Below are 12855 nucleotides of genomic sequence, written 5' to 3' on the forward strand. Positions count from 1 at the left end.
TGAAAGCGCGGGTAGGCGCGCGGCAAGCCTAGCTTTCGGCCTTCGGCAGACGCTGCGAGAGCGCGGCGATGAGCTGATCGAGCTGCTCGCTGTCGCGCAGGTTCAGGTCGCGTTGCGGGAAGGGGATTTCGATCCCGTTCTCGCGAAATGCGCGCCAGACGTTCTTGAACACCTCGGAGCGCACGTTGTTCACCCCGTCCTCCGGGTCGCTGATCCAGAAGCGGATCTGGAAATCGACCGAACTGTCGCCGAACCCCATCAGGCGTACCGCGGGCTCCGGGTTCTCGAGCACGCGCGGCGTGCCCACGGTCGCTTCCATCAGCAGCTGCTCGACGAGCTCGAGATCGCTGCCGTAGGCGACACCGACCGGCGCCTTCACCCGCACGTCGCGCGAGGAGTACGACCAGTTCTCGACCTGGTTGATCATCAGGTTCTCGTTCGGGATCAGGTATTCCTTGCGGTCTCGGGTCACGATCGAGATCGCGCGGATGCCGATCTTGCGGATCTGGCCGAAGCTCTCGTTGCCCGCCGCATCGGTCACCGCGATGACATCGCCCGGCTTGATCGAACGGTCGGTGAGCAGAATCAGCCCGGCGATCAGGTTGCCGAAGGTCTTCTGCAACCCGAAGCCGATCGCGAGGCCGAACGCGCCGGAGAACACCGCCAGTGCGGTGAGGTCGATCCCGAGGATGTCGATCGCGATCAGGACCATGACCGCCCAGATCGCGAGCGAGACGAGTTTCTCCGCCAGCAGGTGCTGCGTCGGATCGAGCCGCGTCATCCGCTTGATCGCGCCGCGCGACAGCCACACGAGGATGCGCGCGAGCAAGTAGACGACGAGCAGCACCATCAGCACGACCAGCGCGCTCCATACCGAAAAGCGCGTGTCGCCGACGGTGAAGCCGAGCGCATCGAGGTTCTGGACGATCTCGCCGAAGGTCATGCTGTGTTCGCTGACGGCATCCTTGAGCGATTCTGCGCCGACGACTGCTTCCTCAACCGCCTCGGGCGCAGGCGTGGTAGTCGCCGGAGTCGGCAAGACGGCGGACGTGGTCATGGAGCCTCCATCGCGGCGAACCCGCGTTCCAGATCTGCGATCAGGTCTTCCGGGTCTTCCAATCCGATCGACAGGCGCACGCCCCAGCGGTCGCCTTCGTTCCATCCCGCGGGCGGCCAAGAGGTCGCGCTGCGGATCGCGGCGGGGTCGATCGGCAGGGCGAGGCTCTCGTAGCCGCCCCAGCTGAAGCCGATGCCGAACAGTTCGAGCGCGTCGACGAACCGCGCGCTGGCGGCGGCGTCGCGGCCCTTCAGTACGAAACTGAACAGGCCGCAGCCGCCGGAGAAATCGCGTTGCCACAGATCGTGCCCCGGCGCGCCGGGCAGCATCGGGCACAGCACATGCGCGACCTCGGGCCGGGTGGCGAGCCATTCGGCCAGCGCCAGCGCGGTGGCGGTCGATTTCTCCAGCCGCACGCCCATCGTGCGCAGGCCGCGCAGCGCCAGCGCGGCGTCGTCGGGCGAGACGACCTGCCCCAGCGCCTGCGCGGTCTGGCGCAAGCGCCGGTACCAGCGTTCGCCCGCGCTCGCCGCGCCCATCATCAGGTCCGAATGGCCGCCGACGTGCTTGGTCAGGCTGGTGATCGCGATGTCGCACCCGTGTTCGAGCGCGGGAAACCCGAGCGGCGAGGCCCAGGTGTTGTCGATCAGGCTGACCGCGCCATGCTCGCGCGCGATCGTGGCGAGCGCAGGCACCTCGCACACCTCCATCGTCAGGCTGCCGGGGCTTTCGAGCAAGACTGCCTTCGTGTTCTTGCTGAAAAGGCCTGCGAAGCCCTCGACATCGAGCGGATCGAAGAACTTCGCGGTCACGCCGAAGCGATGGAGCAGCCCGTTTGCCATGATCCGGCTCGGTTCGTAGGCGTTGTCGGTCACCAGCAGTTCGTCCCCGGGCTTGACCACCGCCATCAGCGCGCCGGCGATCGCGGCGACGCCGCTGGGGTAAAGCACGGTGCCCGCCGCGCCGGGTTCGATCGTGGTCAGCGCATCGGCCAGCGCCCACTGTGTCGGGGCACCCCGGCGGCCGTAGAAGAAGCGCCCGTCCGCGTTGCCCTTGCCGCCTTCGGCCAGCGCGGCGGTGTCGGGATAGAGGTGCGTGCTCGCGCGCCAGACGGGCGGGTTGACCACCGGCCCGGTCCATTCCGCGCGCCGCCCCGCGCCCACGAGCCGGGTGTTCGCGCCGCTGCCATTGCCGTCTGCGCTCATCGCGCCGCCCCCGTTTCCTTCGGCGTGGCGGGGTCCGCTCCCCACTCGCTCCAGCTTCCATCGTAGAGTGCCGTATCGGTCTTGCCGAGCAGTTCGAGCGCGAACAGCAGGACCGAGGCGGTGACCCCGCTGCCGCAGGTCGCGACGACGGGGTGGTCGAGGTCGATCCCTGCCGCGACGAACGCCGCGCGCAGATCGTCGCCGCGCTTGAAGGTGCCGTCGTGGTTCAGCACCGCGGGGTAGTGCAGGTTGCGCGCGCCCGGGATGTGTCCGCCAGGCAGGCCGTGGACCGTGTCCTCCTCCGCGCCGGTGAAGCGGCCCGCGTCGCGCGCGTCGACCACCTGTTCGGCGCGGCTATCGATATTCGCGAGCATCTCGGCCTTGTCGCGCATGCGCGCCGGATCGGCATCGTGCGCCACGGCTTCGACCGGCGCGGGTTGTTCCCCGCCCGTATCGAGCGTGTGGCCAGCGGCACGCCATGCCTTCAGCCCCCCGTCGAGCAGCGCGACATCGCTCCATCCGAACAGGCGAAAGAGGAACCACGCCCGCGCCGAACTGCGCAAGTCGCTGTCGTCATAGAGCACCACCCGGCTCCCATCCTCCACGCCCAGCGCAGCGAGCCGTTCGGCGAACTGCGCGGCGGTCGGCAAGGCGGAGGGGACGGGCGATGCCCGATCCTCCAGCGACCCCAGATCGAGGAAGCGCGCGCCGGGGATATGTCCACCTGCGAACTCCGACGCCGGATCACGGCCCGCCGCGGCGAGGTGGCGCGAGGCGTCGAGCACGGTGACGGTGGCGAGGTTGTCTGCCAGCCAGTCGGTCGAGACGAGAATGTCCATGGCCGGGGGGTAGCGGGGCCGGCGTCCCTAGTCGAGCGGGCGCATGCCGATCGCGCTGTAGCTCTGCGGCATCTCGTCGAGCCGGAACGGACGCAGGTTGCCGCCGTGCCGGTCGGGAAGCTGGCCGACAAGGAAGGTGCGGGCGAGCGGCGCCTTGCCCTTCGCCGCAACGCGCAGCCGCAGCAACGGCACGTAGACCGCGGCGCTGCCCTGCCGGATCGCTCGTACCTGCTGCAGCGGCAGGCGCACGTCGCCGTCGAGTTCAACCGTCTCGCCCGGCGCGAGAGCGGCCACCGTGCGCATCGGCGCGAGCGGGGCGGCGGCGTCGGCGAGCTGGTCGGCGATCGGGGCAGAGCCGTGCGCGGTCACCAGATCGGCCTCGATCTCGAGATCGTCCCACTGCTCGCCGCCGCGGTTTTCCAGCACCAGCCGCCAGGCGAAGGTCGCGTTCATCATGCTGCGGCTGAAGCGAAGCGGCTTTGCGGCGAGCGAAACGCTCTCGGTCCGGGTCGCGAACGTGGTTCGGGACTGGGGCGGAGCAGGCGGTGCCGCTGCGGGCTTTGGCTCGGACTCGGGCTGAGGCTCGGGCCGCGGTTCGCGGCGCGCGAGCGGCGGTTCCACCACCGGGACGGGCGCCAGTTCCTCGCGCCGTCGCAGCAGCCAGAAGCCCGCGCCGCCCGCCACAAGCAGCACGACGAGCGCCGCGAGCCAGGGGACGAGCGAACCGCCTTCCTCGGACGGGGCTATGGCAGTCGCCGGCGTCGAGTCGGTGACCGAGGGTGTGAAATCGAAAGCGGTGCCGCCAGTTGCCGGCGGTTCGTCGCTGGCGGCTTCCGGCGGTGGAGCGGCGGTTTCGGTCGGCGCTGGTTCTGCCGGTGCCGGGGAGGGGCGTGCCGCGGGCTCGGCCTGAGCCGGCGTGCGCTCGGGTGTCGACGGCTCCTGCGCCGGCAATTGCAGCGGGATCGCGGGCGCGGTCGGCTGCGGCGTGGGCTGCGCCGTCGGCGTGGGGGTCGGAACCGAGCGCGGCGCTGTCCGCACCGGCGCGTCGGGATCGACGGGCCCTTGGACGTCGGGCGTCGCAGTCGTTTGCGGATCGGGTGGGAGTTGGAAATCGCGCGCCGATCCCTGCTGCTGCGCGAGCGCGGGCGAAGCGAGCGCCAGGGCCGCAGCGGCAAGCAGGAATGATGAGCGAGCGTGCATAGATTCGTAGGCATTCGGCAAGGGCCGGGTGGCGCTGAATAGTCCGTGAATTGCGAAGTGCAATCCCGCGGGTTGTGCGGCGCGCGCGATAGGCCCACATGCGCGGCATGAGCGACACACCCGACACGCTGCACCTCGGCCAGGCCAGTGCGCTGCCCGCCTCGCCGGAGGAAGCCCGGCTCGACTACGTGCCCAACCCGCGCGAGGGCGCGCTGTATCTCGTGCGCTTCGCCGCGCCCGAGTTCACCTCGCTGTGCCCGGTGACCGGCCAGCCCGACTTCGCGCATCTGGTGATCGACTATGCGCCGGGCGAACGGATCGTCGAATCGAAGAGCCTCAAGCTGTTCCTCGGCAGCTTCCGCAATCATGCGGGGTTCCACGAGGACGTGACTGTAGGCATCGGCCAGCGGCTGGTGGCGGAGATGAAGCCGCGCTGGCTGCGCATCGGCGGCTACTGGTATCCGCGCGGCGGCATCCCGATCGACGTCTTCTGGCAGAGCGGCGCGCCGCCGGAAGGGCTATGGGTGCCCGATCAGGGTGTCGCCAGCTACCGGGGGCGGGGATGAGCGCGACACGCACCGAAAGCGACACTATGGGCACCGTCGAGGTGCCCGCCGACGCGCTGTGGGGCGCGCAGACGCAGCGCAGCTTGCAGAACTTCCGCATCGGCGGCGAGCGCCTGCCGCTGCCGCTGATCCATGCGCTGGGCGTGATCAAGCGCGCCGCGGCGGAGGCCAATCGCGATCTTGGCGTGCTGGACGGTGACCTCGCCGACGCGATCGTGCGCGCTGCGCAGGAGGTGATCGACGGCCAGTTCGACGACCAGTTTCCGCTGGTCGTGTGGCAGACCGGATCGGGCACGCAGTCGAACATGAACGCCAACGAGGTGATCGCCAATCGCGCGATCCAGTTGCTCGGCGGCGAGGTCGGCTCGAAATCGCCGGTCCATCCCAACGATCATGTCAATCGGAGCCAGTCGTCGAACGACACTTTCCCCAGCGCGATAAACGTCGCCGTGGCGGGTGAGATCGTGCGTGCCCTGCTGCCCGCGCTGCGTGCGATGCACGCCGATCTGGACGCCAAGGCGAAGTGCTGGGCGGACATCGTCAAGATCGGCCGCACGCATACGCAGGACGCGACGCCGCTGACGCTGGGGCAGGAGTTCTCCGGCTACGCGGCGCAGGTCGCCGGCGGGATCGCGCGGATCGAGACGACGCTGTCGGGGCTGTACCAGCTCGCGCAGGGCGGCACCGCCGTCGGCACGGGGCTCAACGCGCCGGCGAGCTTTGCGGAGAAGGTGGCCGAACGGATCGCCGCGATCACCGGCTTGCCGGTCGAAACCGCGCCGAACAAGTTCGAGGCGCTCGCCGCGCAGGACGCGCTGCTGTTCGCCCACGGCGCGCTCAACACGCTGGCGGCGAGCCTCTACAAGATCGCCAACGACATCCGCTTCCTCGGCTCCGGGCCGCGGTCGGGCCTCGGCGAGCTGGCATTGCCCGAAAACGAACCCGGCAGCTCGATCATGCCGGGCAAGGTCAATCCGACCCAGTGCGAGGCGCTGACGCAAGTCTGCATCGAGGTGTTCGGCAACCACGCCGCGCTGACGTTCGCGGGCAGCCAGGGGCAGTTCGAACTGAACACCTACCGCCCGATGATGGCGTGGAACGCGCTGCGCTCGGTCCGCCTGCTGGCCGATGCGGCGGAGAGCTTCACCGAGCACCTGCTGGCGGGCCTCGAACCGCGCCGCGAGAACATCGCGCGCGGGGTGGAGAATTCGCTGATGCTCGTCACCGCGCTCGCCCCGGCGATCGGCTACGACAAGGCGGCGGCGATCGCCAAGATGGCGCACAAGAAAGGGCTGACCCTGCGCGAAGCGGCGCTGGAAAGCGGCGATGTGAGCGCGGAGGATTTCGACCGGCTGGTGCGGCCTGAGGATATGGTGTGACGCGCTCAAGCAGCGCGAAGCGGGGTTAGCGCAGACAAAAATCCATTCCAGCAACGCTGGAATGGTGCCGGCTACAGGATTCGAACCCGTGGCCCCCTGATTACAAATCAGGTGCTCTACCAACTGAGCTAAGCCGGCGTTCCGCTCCCAGTAGCGAAGCGGCGGAGCAAGGCAAGACTCGCCCTCACGCAGCGAAGCGATAGGGCATCAGGGCAAGAGTCGTCCTCAAGCAGCGGAGCGATAGGGCAACAAGAACCTTTCAAAGCGCGCCGAAGGTCCAGCCCTCGGTGCGGGCGATTTCGGGCGTCAGCCCGGCGGGGTGCCACATCGCGGGATTGTGCGCGACAGTGCGCAGCCAAGCGGCGGTCACGAGCGCATCGGACGAGTGATCGTCGATCGGCCCCGACCGCGCCACCGGCGGCGACGCGAGCGCGGCGAGACGTTCGTTGAGATCTTCGCAGGTCCGGATCTTGCTTGTACCCTTGCGCACGCCCGCCCCGCGCGCTGCGAGCGAAGTGTACATCTCCACGATCACCGAACCCGACGCCGGCAGCGGATCGATCGGCCATACCGGCACGCGTCCGCCCAGCCGGTGCAGCAGGCGCATTCCGGTGAGGCTGGACTTGCCGACCTGCGCCGCGCCGACGAGGTTGAAATTGCTCACCGGCCGTACGCCTTGCGCGCGCTGCGCATGTTCGGCGCGGCGGAAGCGGCCTTCGCGGGTCGCGGCATCGGGCAGATGGAAGCTGTCGCCGACATGGTCGCCGGAGTGGCGGAAATGACGCGCGGCTTCGGGATGCCGCACGAAGCTCGACGCGGCGAGGTGGGCGTCGTCCGCGCAAATCCGGTCGATTAGAGCCCAGAGCGATCGCGCGTCGGGCGGGCTTTCGCGCCAGCCGGGAAAGAACGCCCCGCAGTCCGCGAACGGCAGCGATATGCCCAGGTCCATCCCGACCAGCGTGTCGGGCGGTAGTTGCTCTCGCAGGATCGTCAGCACTTCGTCGCGCGACCAGCCGCGTCCGGGATCGACCAACACCGGCGGGCCGCCCGCGGCATCGGCGATCGCCAGCGCGATCCCCTTGTGCCGCTCGCCCGCCGCGCCCGACCAGTCGATCGCGAGGAAGTGCCGGAAGCGGCTCATTCCCGCTCGCGCCGAAGCTTGTCCCAGTACTCGAGCCGTTTCTGAACCTCGCGCTCGAACCCGCGCTCGACCGGGGTGTAGTAGGTCTGCGGCTCCATTTCCTCGGGCCAGTAGTTCGCGCCGGAAAAGCCGCCCTCCGCATTGTGATCGTAAGCGTAATCCTTGCCGTAGCCGATGTCTTTCATCAGCTTCGTCGGCGCGTTGAGGATATTCTGCGGCGGCATCAGGCTGCCGGTTTCCTTCGCGCTGCGCCACGCCGCGCCCGCCGCCTTGTAGGCGGCGTTCGATTTGGGGGCGGTCGCGCAATAGAGACACGCCTGGACGATCGCCAGTTCGCCCTCCGGGCTGCCGAGGAAGTCGTAGGCGTCCTTTGCCGCGAGGCATTGCACCAGCGCCTGGGGATCGGCGAGGCCGATGTCCTCGCTCGCCGCGCGCACCAGCCGGCGCAGCACGAACAGCGGCTCCTCGCCCGCCACCAGCATTCGCGCGAGGTAGTAAAGCGCGGCCTGCGGGTCCGATCCGCGCAGCGATTTGTGCCACGCCGAAATCAGATTGTAGTGCCCCTCGCGATCCTTGTCGTAGACCGCGACGCGGCGCTGGAGGAAGCTGCCGAGCTCTCCCGGCGCCAGCGGCTCCTCGATCCGCGCGGCGTAGAGCGTTTCGGCCTGGTTGAGGAGGAAGCGCCCGTCGCCGTCGGCGCTGGCGACCAGCGCGGCGCGTGCTTCGTCCGTAAGGGGGAGAGGCCCCTCGAGGCCTTCCGCCTTGTCCAGCAGCTTGCCGAGCGCGGCGGGATCGAGCCGGTGGAGGATCAGCACCTGCGCACGGCTGAGCAGTGCGGCGTTGAGTTCGAAGCTCGGGTTCTCGGTGGTGGCGCCGACCAGCGTCACCGTGCCGCGCTCGACGAAGGGCAGAAAGCCATCCTGTTGCGCGCGGTTGAAGCGGTGGATTTCGTCCACGAACAGCAGCGTGCGCTGTCCGGCCTCCGCCGCCTTGTCGGCTTCCGCGAAGGCTTTCTTGAGGTCCGCCACGCCGGAAAACACAGCGCTGATCGCGACGAAGCGCATGCCGACCGCGTCGGCGAGCAGGCGCGCGATGCTCGTCTTGCCGGTGCCGGGCGGGCCCCACAGGATCATGCTCGACAATTTACCCGCCGCGACCATGCGGCCGATCGCGCCGTCCGATCCGGTCAGGTGCTCCTGCCCGACGACCTCGTCCAGCGCGCGCGGGCGCAGGCGGTCGGCGAGGGGTGCATCCTCGCGCGGCTCATCGGGCGCGGAGCTGTCGGGAATCGTATCGGGAAAGAGGTCGGCCATCTCCTGCGCTAGATAGGAAATCGCACGCCATGGTGCGAGGGGCCTTGAAAACCGATAGCTCAAAGATATATCGTGAGGCATCGGAAGAAAGGAGTTCACGATGCACCATCATAGCGATCACAACGACATGCGCCGCGAATGGCGGCGCGCCGGGCGGAGCTGGGCCGCCGCGTTCGGTTCGGATGGTCCGTTCGGACCGAAAGGGCCGTTCGGGCAGGATGGGCCGTTCGGCCCGCGCGGGCCATTCGGCGGCGGCGGACGCGGCCACCGCCGCGGGCGGATGTTCGGCCACGGCGAACTGCGGCTCGCGCTGCTCAAGCTGCTCGCCGACGAGCCGCGCCACGGCTACGAACTCATCAAGGCGATCGAGGAACTGACCGGCGGCGATTACGCGCCGAGCCCCGGTGCGGTCTATCCCACGCTCCAGCTTCTCGCCGACGAAGGCATGATCGAGGAGCGCGGCGACGACACCCCGCGCAAGGCCTTCGCCGCGACCGATGCCGGCCGCGCGGAACTGGCGGAGAAGGCCGACGAGGTCGAGGTGCTGTTCGAACGGCTTTCCGCCCACGGCGAGCGCGAACAGCGCGGCCGGTCGCCGCACCTCTGGCGTGCGATGGGCAATCTTGCCAATGTGCTCAAGCACCGCGCCCGCTCGGGCAAGCTCGATCAAGGCACGATCGACGAGATCGTGGACATGATCGACGACATGGCAAAAAGGATCGAACGACTATGACCAGCGCGACCACAGCCTCCGTCCCCACCACCAGCGGTTCGCGTTATCTCCAGCAGCTGTGCAAGCACTGGTCGCACAACCTCGCGGTCGATTATTCGGCGGACAAGGGGACGGTGACGTTCCCGGCCGAGGGGCGCAGCGGATCGTGGGCGGGGGACGCGGTCCTCACGCTCGATGCCGGGCCGGACGCGCTCGAATGCCGGATCGACGCGAGCGAGCCCGGCCAGCGCGACGTGCTGAAGGGTGTCGTCGCCAATCACCTCGACCGCTTCGCCTTCCGCGAGGCGCCGCTGACGTTCGACTGGCGCGACGCCTGACCCTGCTGGCGCGTCCGGGGCGGGAGTGATATTCTCGCCCCGGGCCGCATGGAGAGGGGTTCGAATATGGTGGAAGCTGCACGCAAGACGCCGTGGCACTTGTGGCTCGTTGGCGTGGTATCGCTGGTCTGGAATGCTTTCGGCGCGAACGACTATACCCAGTCGCAACTGAGCAACCGCGATTATCTCGCGAGCATGACGCAGGGCATGGGTATCTCGGTCGATGAGATGCTGGCTTATATCGACAGCTTCCCGGCCTGGGCGCACGCCTGCTGGGCGTTCGGCACGTGGGGCGCGGTGATCGGATCGGTGCTCCTGCTCCTGCGCACGCGCTTCGCCGTCTGGGCCTTTGCGCTGTCGCTGGTCGGGCTCGCCGGCACCACGATGTATCAGGCCGTCACGCCGCAGCCCGAATGGGCCAGCACCGGCGCGACCGCGATCATGACCGTGGTGATCTGGTCGGTCGCGACGTTCCTGCTGATCTATGCGATCAGCATGCGGAACAAAGGCGTGCTGCGCTGACCCTAGGCTTTCGACGCGATCAGCCGGAGATAGGTGTCCGCAACCGCCTGGTTGATCGCGTCCCAGTCGAAATCCAGGCTGCGCGCCTCGCCCGCCGCGCCGTGGCGCGCGCGCAGGCCAGGGTCGGTGCAATAGGGCGCGATCGCATCGGCGAAGGCCGCGGCATCGCCCGAGGGCACGAGGCGGCCGGTTTCGCCGTCCTGCACCAGGTTCGCGCTGCCGGTGGCGCCCGCTGCCACGACCGGCAGGCCGCAGGCCATCGCCTCCAGCGTCACGTTGCCGAACGTCTCGGTGATCGAGGGGTTGAAGAACACGTCCCCGCTCGCCAGCGCGCGGCCAAGGTCGGCGCCGGTCTGGAAGCCCGCGAAGATGCCGCCGGGCAGCGCGCGCTCGAACCAGCCGCGCGCCGGGCCGTCGCCGATCACCAGCACCTTGTGCGGCACGTTCCGCTGGCGCAGTTCGGCGATCGTTTCGGAGAAGACGTCGAGCCCCTTTTCCATCACCAGCCGGCCGAGGAACACCACCGCGGCATCGTCGTCCGCGATGCCGCGCGCGCGCCGCCACGCGAGGTCGCGCTTGTCCGAAGCGAACACCGTGCGGTCGACCCCGCGCGTCCACAGCGAGATGTCGTCGTTCATCCGCTGCGCGCGCAAAGTATCGATCATGCTCTGCGAAGGCGCGACCAGCGCATCGCAGCGGCGGTAGTAGTTGCGGATATAGGCCTCGAGCATCGGTTCGATCACGCCGAGGCCGTAATAGCGCGGATAGGTCTCGAACCGGGTGTGGACCGAGGCGAGCACGGGAATGCCCCGGCGGTGCGCCCAACGCAGCGCACCCTGCGCGACGAAATCGGGCGAGGAGGTATGCACCACGTTCGGCGCGAACCGCTCCAGATCGGCCCGGTTGGCGCGAGAGAGGGCGAGCGGGATGCGATATTCGGAACGGCCTGGGATCGCCACGCTCGGCACGCTCACCAGATCGCCGGTTGGCGCAAAGGCGGGTTCCGCCACCGTCGGCGAATAGACGCGCACCGCCGCGCCTTGCCCCAACAGGTAGCCGACGAGCCGATTGAGCGCTTGGTTCGCCCCGTCGCGCACATAGTTGTAGTTGCCGCTGAACAGGGCGATGCGGAGATCTGCGGTCTGCATGGTCGGGCCCGGCCATAGGGCGGTGATGCGCGCTTGGCGAGAGGTTGCCAGCCGCAAAAGTCATCCGCCCTGTCGATGCAATCCTATGCGCGCTTGACTCGGCTGGACGCAACATTATTGCCGCGCGTGGGCCACGCGGTCCCAACGCCGCGCGCGCTCTCTGCAAGGAGAGAATACATGACTGATATGCCGACGCTCAAGCCTGAGCGCCCCTTCTTCTCGTCCGGCCCCACGGCCAAGTTCCCGGGCTGGTCCCTCGACAAGCTGAAAACCGAATCGCTCGGGCGCTCGCACCGCTCGGGGCTCGGCAAGGCGCGTCTCAAGTACGCGATCGACCTCAGCCGCGAACTGCTCGGCGTGCCCGACGACTACCTCGTCGGCATCATGCCCGCTTCGGACACCGGCGCGCTCGAATGCGCGATGTGGACGATGCTCGATCCCGCGCGGCCCGCCACGGTCGCGGCGTGGGAAAGCTTCGGCAACGTGTGGATCCAGGATGCGGTGAAGCAGCTCAAGCTGCCGAACCTGACCACGCTCGACGCGGACTATGGCGAAATCCCCGATCTCGCGAGCATCCCACAGGAAAACGATGTCGTCTTCACCTGGAACGGCACCACCTCGGGCGCGAAAATCCCGAACACCGACTGGCTCGCCCCGGGCCGCACGGGCGTGACGATCAACGACGCCACCAGCGCGATCTTCGCGATGGAGATGGATTGGGCGAAGCTCGATGCCACGACCTATTCGTGGCAGAAGGTCATGGGTTCGGAGGCGCAGCACGGCATGCTGGTGCTCAGCCCCAAGGCGGTGCAGCGGATCGAGGAATACGATCCCGAATGGCCGCTGCCCAAGCTGTTCCGCCTCAAGAAGGGCGGCAAGATCAACACCGGCATCTTCGAAGGCGCGACGATCAACACCCCCTCGATGCTCGCCACCGAGGATTACATCGCCGCGCTCGAATGGGCCCAGGCGATCGGCGGGCGCAAGGCGCTGTTCGAGCGGGCGGAGGCCAACGCCAAGATCGTCACCGACTGGATCGAGGCGACGCCGTGGCTGCGCAACATGGTCCCCGATCCGGCGCAGCGCACCAACACCGGCGTGTGCTTCGTGTTTCAGGGCGACTGGTACGAAAGCCTCTCGGCAGACGAGCAGGCGGCGGTGCCCAAAAAAATTGCCAAGCAGCTCGAGGAGCTGAACGTCGGCTACGACTTCAACGGCTACCGCGACGCGCCGCCGAGCTTGCGCATCTGGTGCGGCGGCACGGTGGAGCAGGAAGATCTCAAGCGCCTGCTGCCGTGGATCGAGTGGGCCTACGAGGGGCTGAAAGCCGGCGCCTGATCCGCTCCCCGTCACCCTGAACTCGTTTCAGGGTCCATTTCTCCCCATCGCACTTCGCTCTCGAAGGCTCGATGGATGCTGAAACAAGTTCAGCATG

The 12855-nt window shown here is 68.4% G+C and carries 13 protein-coding genes and 1 tRNA gene; 6 read left to right on the top strand and 8 right to left on the bottom strand.

Annotated features, from left to right (window positions below):
* Window positions 1-28: 28 nt before the first annotated feature.
* From ACE3QC_RS13885 to ACE3QC_RS13900, 4 genes are read right to left on the bottom strand one after another with little or no spacing between them, the layout of a single operon-like run.
* Window positions 29-1057, bottom strand: coding sequence for a mechanosensitive ion channel family protein (locus ACE3QC_RS13885; RefSeq protein WP_374409219.1), 1029 nt, complete (start codon window positions 1055-1057; stop codon window positions 29-31).
* Window positions 1054-2262 (bottom strand): cystathionine beta-lyase, encoded by a 1209-nt coding sequence (gene metC / locus ACE3QC_RS13890; protein ID WP_374409221.1) that lies wholly within the window; start codon window positions 2260-2262, stop codon window positions 1054-1056. Before metC ends, ACE3QC_RS13885 begins: the two co-directional genes overlap by 4 nt.
* A complete protein-coding gene (locus ACE3QC_RS13895; protein WP_374409223.1) occupies window positions 2259-3101 on the bottom strand; it encodes a sulfurtransferase in 843 nt (280 codons plus the stop codon). Before ACE3QC_RS13895 ends, metC begins: the two co-directional genes overlap by 4 nt.
* 27 nt (window positions 3102-3128) lie before the next feature.
* Window positions 3129-4301 (bottom strand): hypothetical protein, encoded by a 1173-nt coding sequence (locus tag ACE3QC_RS13900; protein WP_374409225.1) that lies wholly within the window; start codon window positions 4299-4301, stop codon window positions 3129-3131.
* Window positions 4302-4408: 107 nt separating this feature from the next.
* On the opposite strand from ACE3QC_RS13900, the gene queF reads away from it, so the two are divergent.
* Window positions 4409-4867, top strand: a complete 459-nt coding sequence (gene queF, locus ACE3QC_RS13905; RefSeq protein WP_374409227.1) for a preQ(1) synthase — start codon at window positions 4409-4411, stop codon at window positions 4865-4867.
* Complete coding sequence (gene fumC, locus ACE3QC_RS13910; RefSeq protein WP_374409229.1) at window positions 4864-6246, top strand: class II fumarate hydratase; 1383 nt, start codon at window positions 4864-4866, stop codon at window positions 6244-6246. The genes queF and fumC overlap by 4 nt, the downstream gene beginning before the upstream one ends.
* Window positions 6247-6308: 62 nt before the next feature.
* Here the strand turns inward: fumC and ACE3QC_RS13915 are convergent.
* The 3 genes from ACE3QC_RS13915 to ACE3QC_RS13925 all read right to left on the bottom strand — a co-directional run bounded on the left by ACE3QC_RS13915 (window position 6309) and on the right by ACE3QC_RS13925 (window position 8700).
* Window positions 6309-6384: transfer RNA gene (locus ACE3QC_RS13915), tRNA-Thr, on the bottom strand.
* A gap of 121 nt (window positions 6385-6505) precedes the next feature.
* Window positions 6506-7387, bottom strand: a complete 882-nt coding sequence (locus tag ACE3QC_RS13920; RefSeq protein WP_374409231.1) for a hypothetical protein — start codon at window positions 7385-7387, stop codon at window positions 6506-6508.
* Entirely contained in the window at window positions 7384-8700 is a 1317-nt protein-coding gene (locus ACE3QC_RS13925; RefSeq protein ID WP_374409233.1) for a replication-associated recombination protein A, read from the bottom strand. Before ACE3QC_RS13925 ends, ACE3QC_RS13920 begins: the two co-directional genes overlap by 4 nt.
* A 100-nt stretch (window positions 8701-8800) precedes the next feature.
* On the opposite strand from ACE3QC_RS13925, the gene ACE3QC_RS13930 reads away from it, so the two are divergent.
* The 3 genes from ACE3QC_RS13930 to ACE3QC_RS13940 all read left to right on the top strand — a co-directional run bounded on the left by ACE3QC_RS13930 (window position 8801) and on the right by ACE3QC_RS13940 (window position 10272).
* Entirely contained in the window at window positions 8801-9433 is a 633-nt protein-coding gene (locus ACE3QC_RS13930; protein WP_374409235.1) for a PadR family transcriptional regulator, read from the top strand.
* Window positions 9430-9750 (top strand): DUF2218 domain-containing protein, encoded by a 321-nt coding sequence (locus tag ACE3QC_RS13935; protein ID WP_374409237.1) that lies wholly within the window; start codon window positions 9430-9432, stop codon window positions 9748-9750. The genes ACE3QC_RS13930 and ACE3QC_RS13935 overlap by 4 nt, the downstream gene beginning before the upstream one ends.
* 66 nt (window positions 9751-9816) lie before the next feature.
* Window positions 9817-10272 carry a hypothetical protein gene (locus tag ACE3QC_RS13940; RefSeq protein ID WP_374409239.1) on the top strand — a complete coding sequence of 152 codons (456 nt, stop codon included), beginning with the start codon at window positions 9817-9819 and terminating at the stop codon, window positions 10270-10272.
* A gap of 2 nt (window positions 10273-10274) precedes the next feature.
* Here ACE3QC_RS13940 and ACE3QC_RS13945 read toward each other — a convergent pair whose 3' ends face one another.
* Entirely contained in the window at window positions 10275-11420 is a 1146-nt protein-coding gene (locus ACE3QC_RS13945; RefSeq protein WP_374409241.1) for a glycosyltransferase family 4 protein, read from the bottom strand.
* Window positions 11421-11597: 177 nt separating this feature from the next.
* Here ACE3QC_RS13945 and ACE3QC_RS13950 point away from each other — a divergent pair, with 177 nt between their 5' ends.
* Window positions 11598-12758 (top strand): phosphoserine transaminase, encoded by a 1161-nt coding sequence (locus ACE3QC_RS13950; protein ID WP_374409243.1) that lies wholly within the window; start codon window positions 11598-11600, stop codon window positions 12756-12758.
* Window positions 12759-12855 lie beyond the last annotated feature (97 nt).

It is taken from the genome of Pelagerythrobacter sp., from assembly GCF_041912895.1.
Lineage (GTDB): Bacteria > Pseudomonadota > Alphaproteobacteria > Sphingomonadales > Sphingomonadaceae > Pelagerythrobacter.

What these genes read in the sequence shown, in the direction of transcription:
- ACE3QC_RS13885 (WP_374409219.1), bottom strand. Translation starts at nt 1,057, where the DNA reads ATGACCACGTCCGCCGTCTTGCCGACTCCGGCGACTACCACGCCTGCG.
- metC (WP_374409221.1), bottom strand. Translation starts at nt 2,262, where the DNA reads ATGAGCGCAGACGGCAATGGCAGCGGCGCGAACACCCGGCTCGTGGGC.
- ACE3QC_RS13895 (WP_374409223.1), bottom strand. Translation starts at nt 3,101, where the DNA reads ATGGACATTCTCGTCTCGACCGACTGGCTGGCAGACAACCTCGCCACC.
- ACE3QC_RS13900 (WP_374409225.1), bottom strand. Translation starts at nt 4,301, where the DNA reads ATGCACGCTCGCTCATCATTCCTGCTTGCCGCTGCGGCCCTGGCGCTC.
- queF (WP_374409227.1), top strand. Translation starts at nt 4,409, where the DNA reads ATGAGCGACACACCCGACACGCTGCACCTCGGCCAGGCCAGTGCGCTG.
- fumC (WP_374409229.1), top strand. Translation starts at nt 4,864, where the DNA reads ATGAGCGCGACACGCACCGAAAGCGACACTATGGGCACCGTCGAGGTG.
- ACE3QC_RS13920 (WP_374409231.1), bottom strand. Translation starts at nt 7,387, where the DNA reads ATGAGCCGCTTCCGGCACTTCCTCGCGATCGACTGGTCGGGCGCGGCG.
- ACE3QC_RS13925 (WP_374409233.1), bottom strand. Translation starts at nt 8,700, where the DNA reads ATGGCCGACCTCTTTCCCGATACGATTCCCGACAGCTCCGCGCCCGAT.
- ACE3QC_RS13930 (WP_374409235.1), top strand. Translation starts at nt 8,801, where the DNA reads ATGCACCATCATAGCGATCACAACGACATGCGCCGCGAATGGCGGCGC.
- ACE3QC_RS13935 (WP_374409237.1), top strand. Translation starts at nt 9,430, where the DNA reads ATGACCAGCGCGACCACAGCCTCCGTCCCCACCACCAGCGGTTCGCGT.
- ACE3QC_RS13940 (WP_374409239.1), top strand. Translation starts at nt 9,817, where the DNA reads ATGGTGGAAGCTGCACGCAAGACGCCGTGGCACTTGTGGCTCGTTGGC.
- ACE3QC_RS13945 (WP_374409241.1), bottom strand. Translation starts at nt 11,420, where the DNA reads ATGCAGACCGCAGATCTCCGCATCGCCCTGTTCAGCGGCAACTACAAC.
- ACE3QC_RS13950 (WP_374409243.1), top strand. Translation starts at nt 11,598, where the DNA reads ATGACTGATATGCCGACGCTCAAGCCTGAGCGCCCCTTCTTCTCGTCC.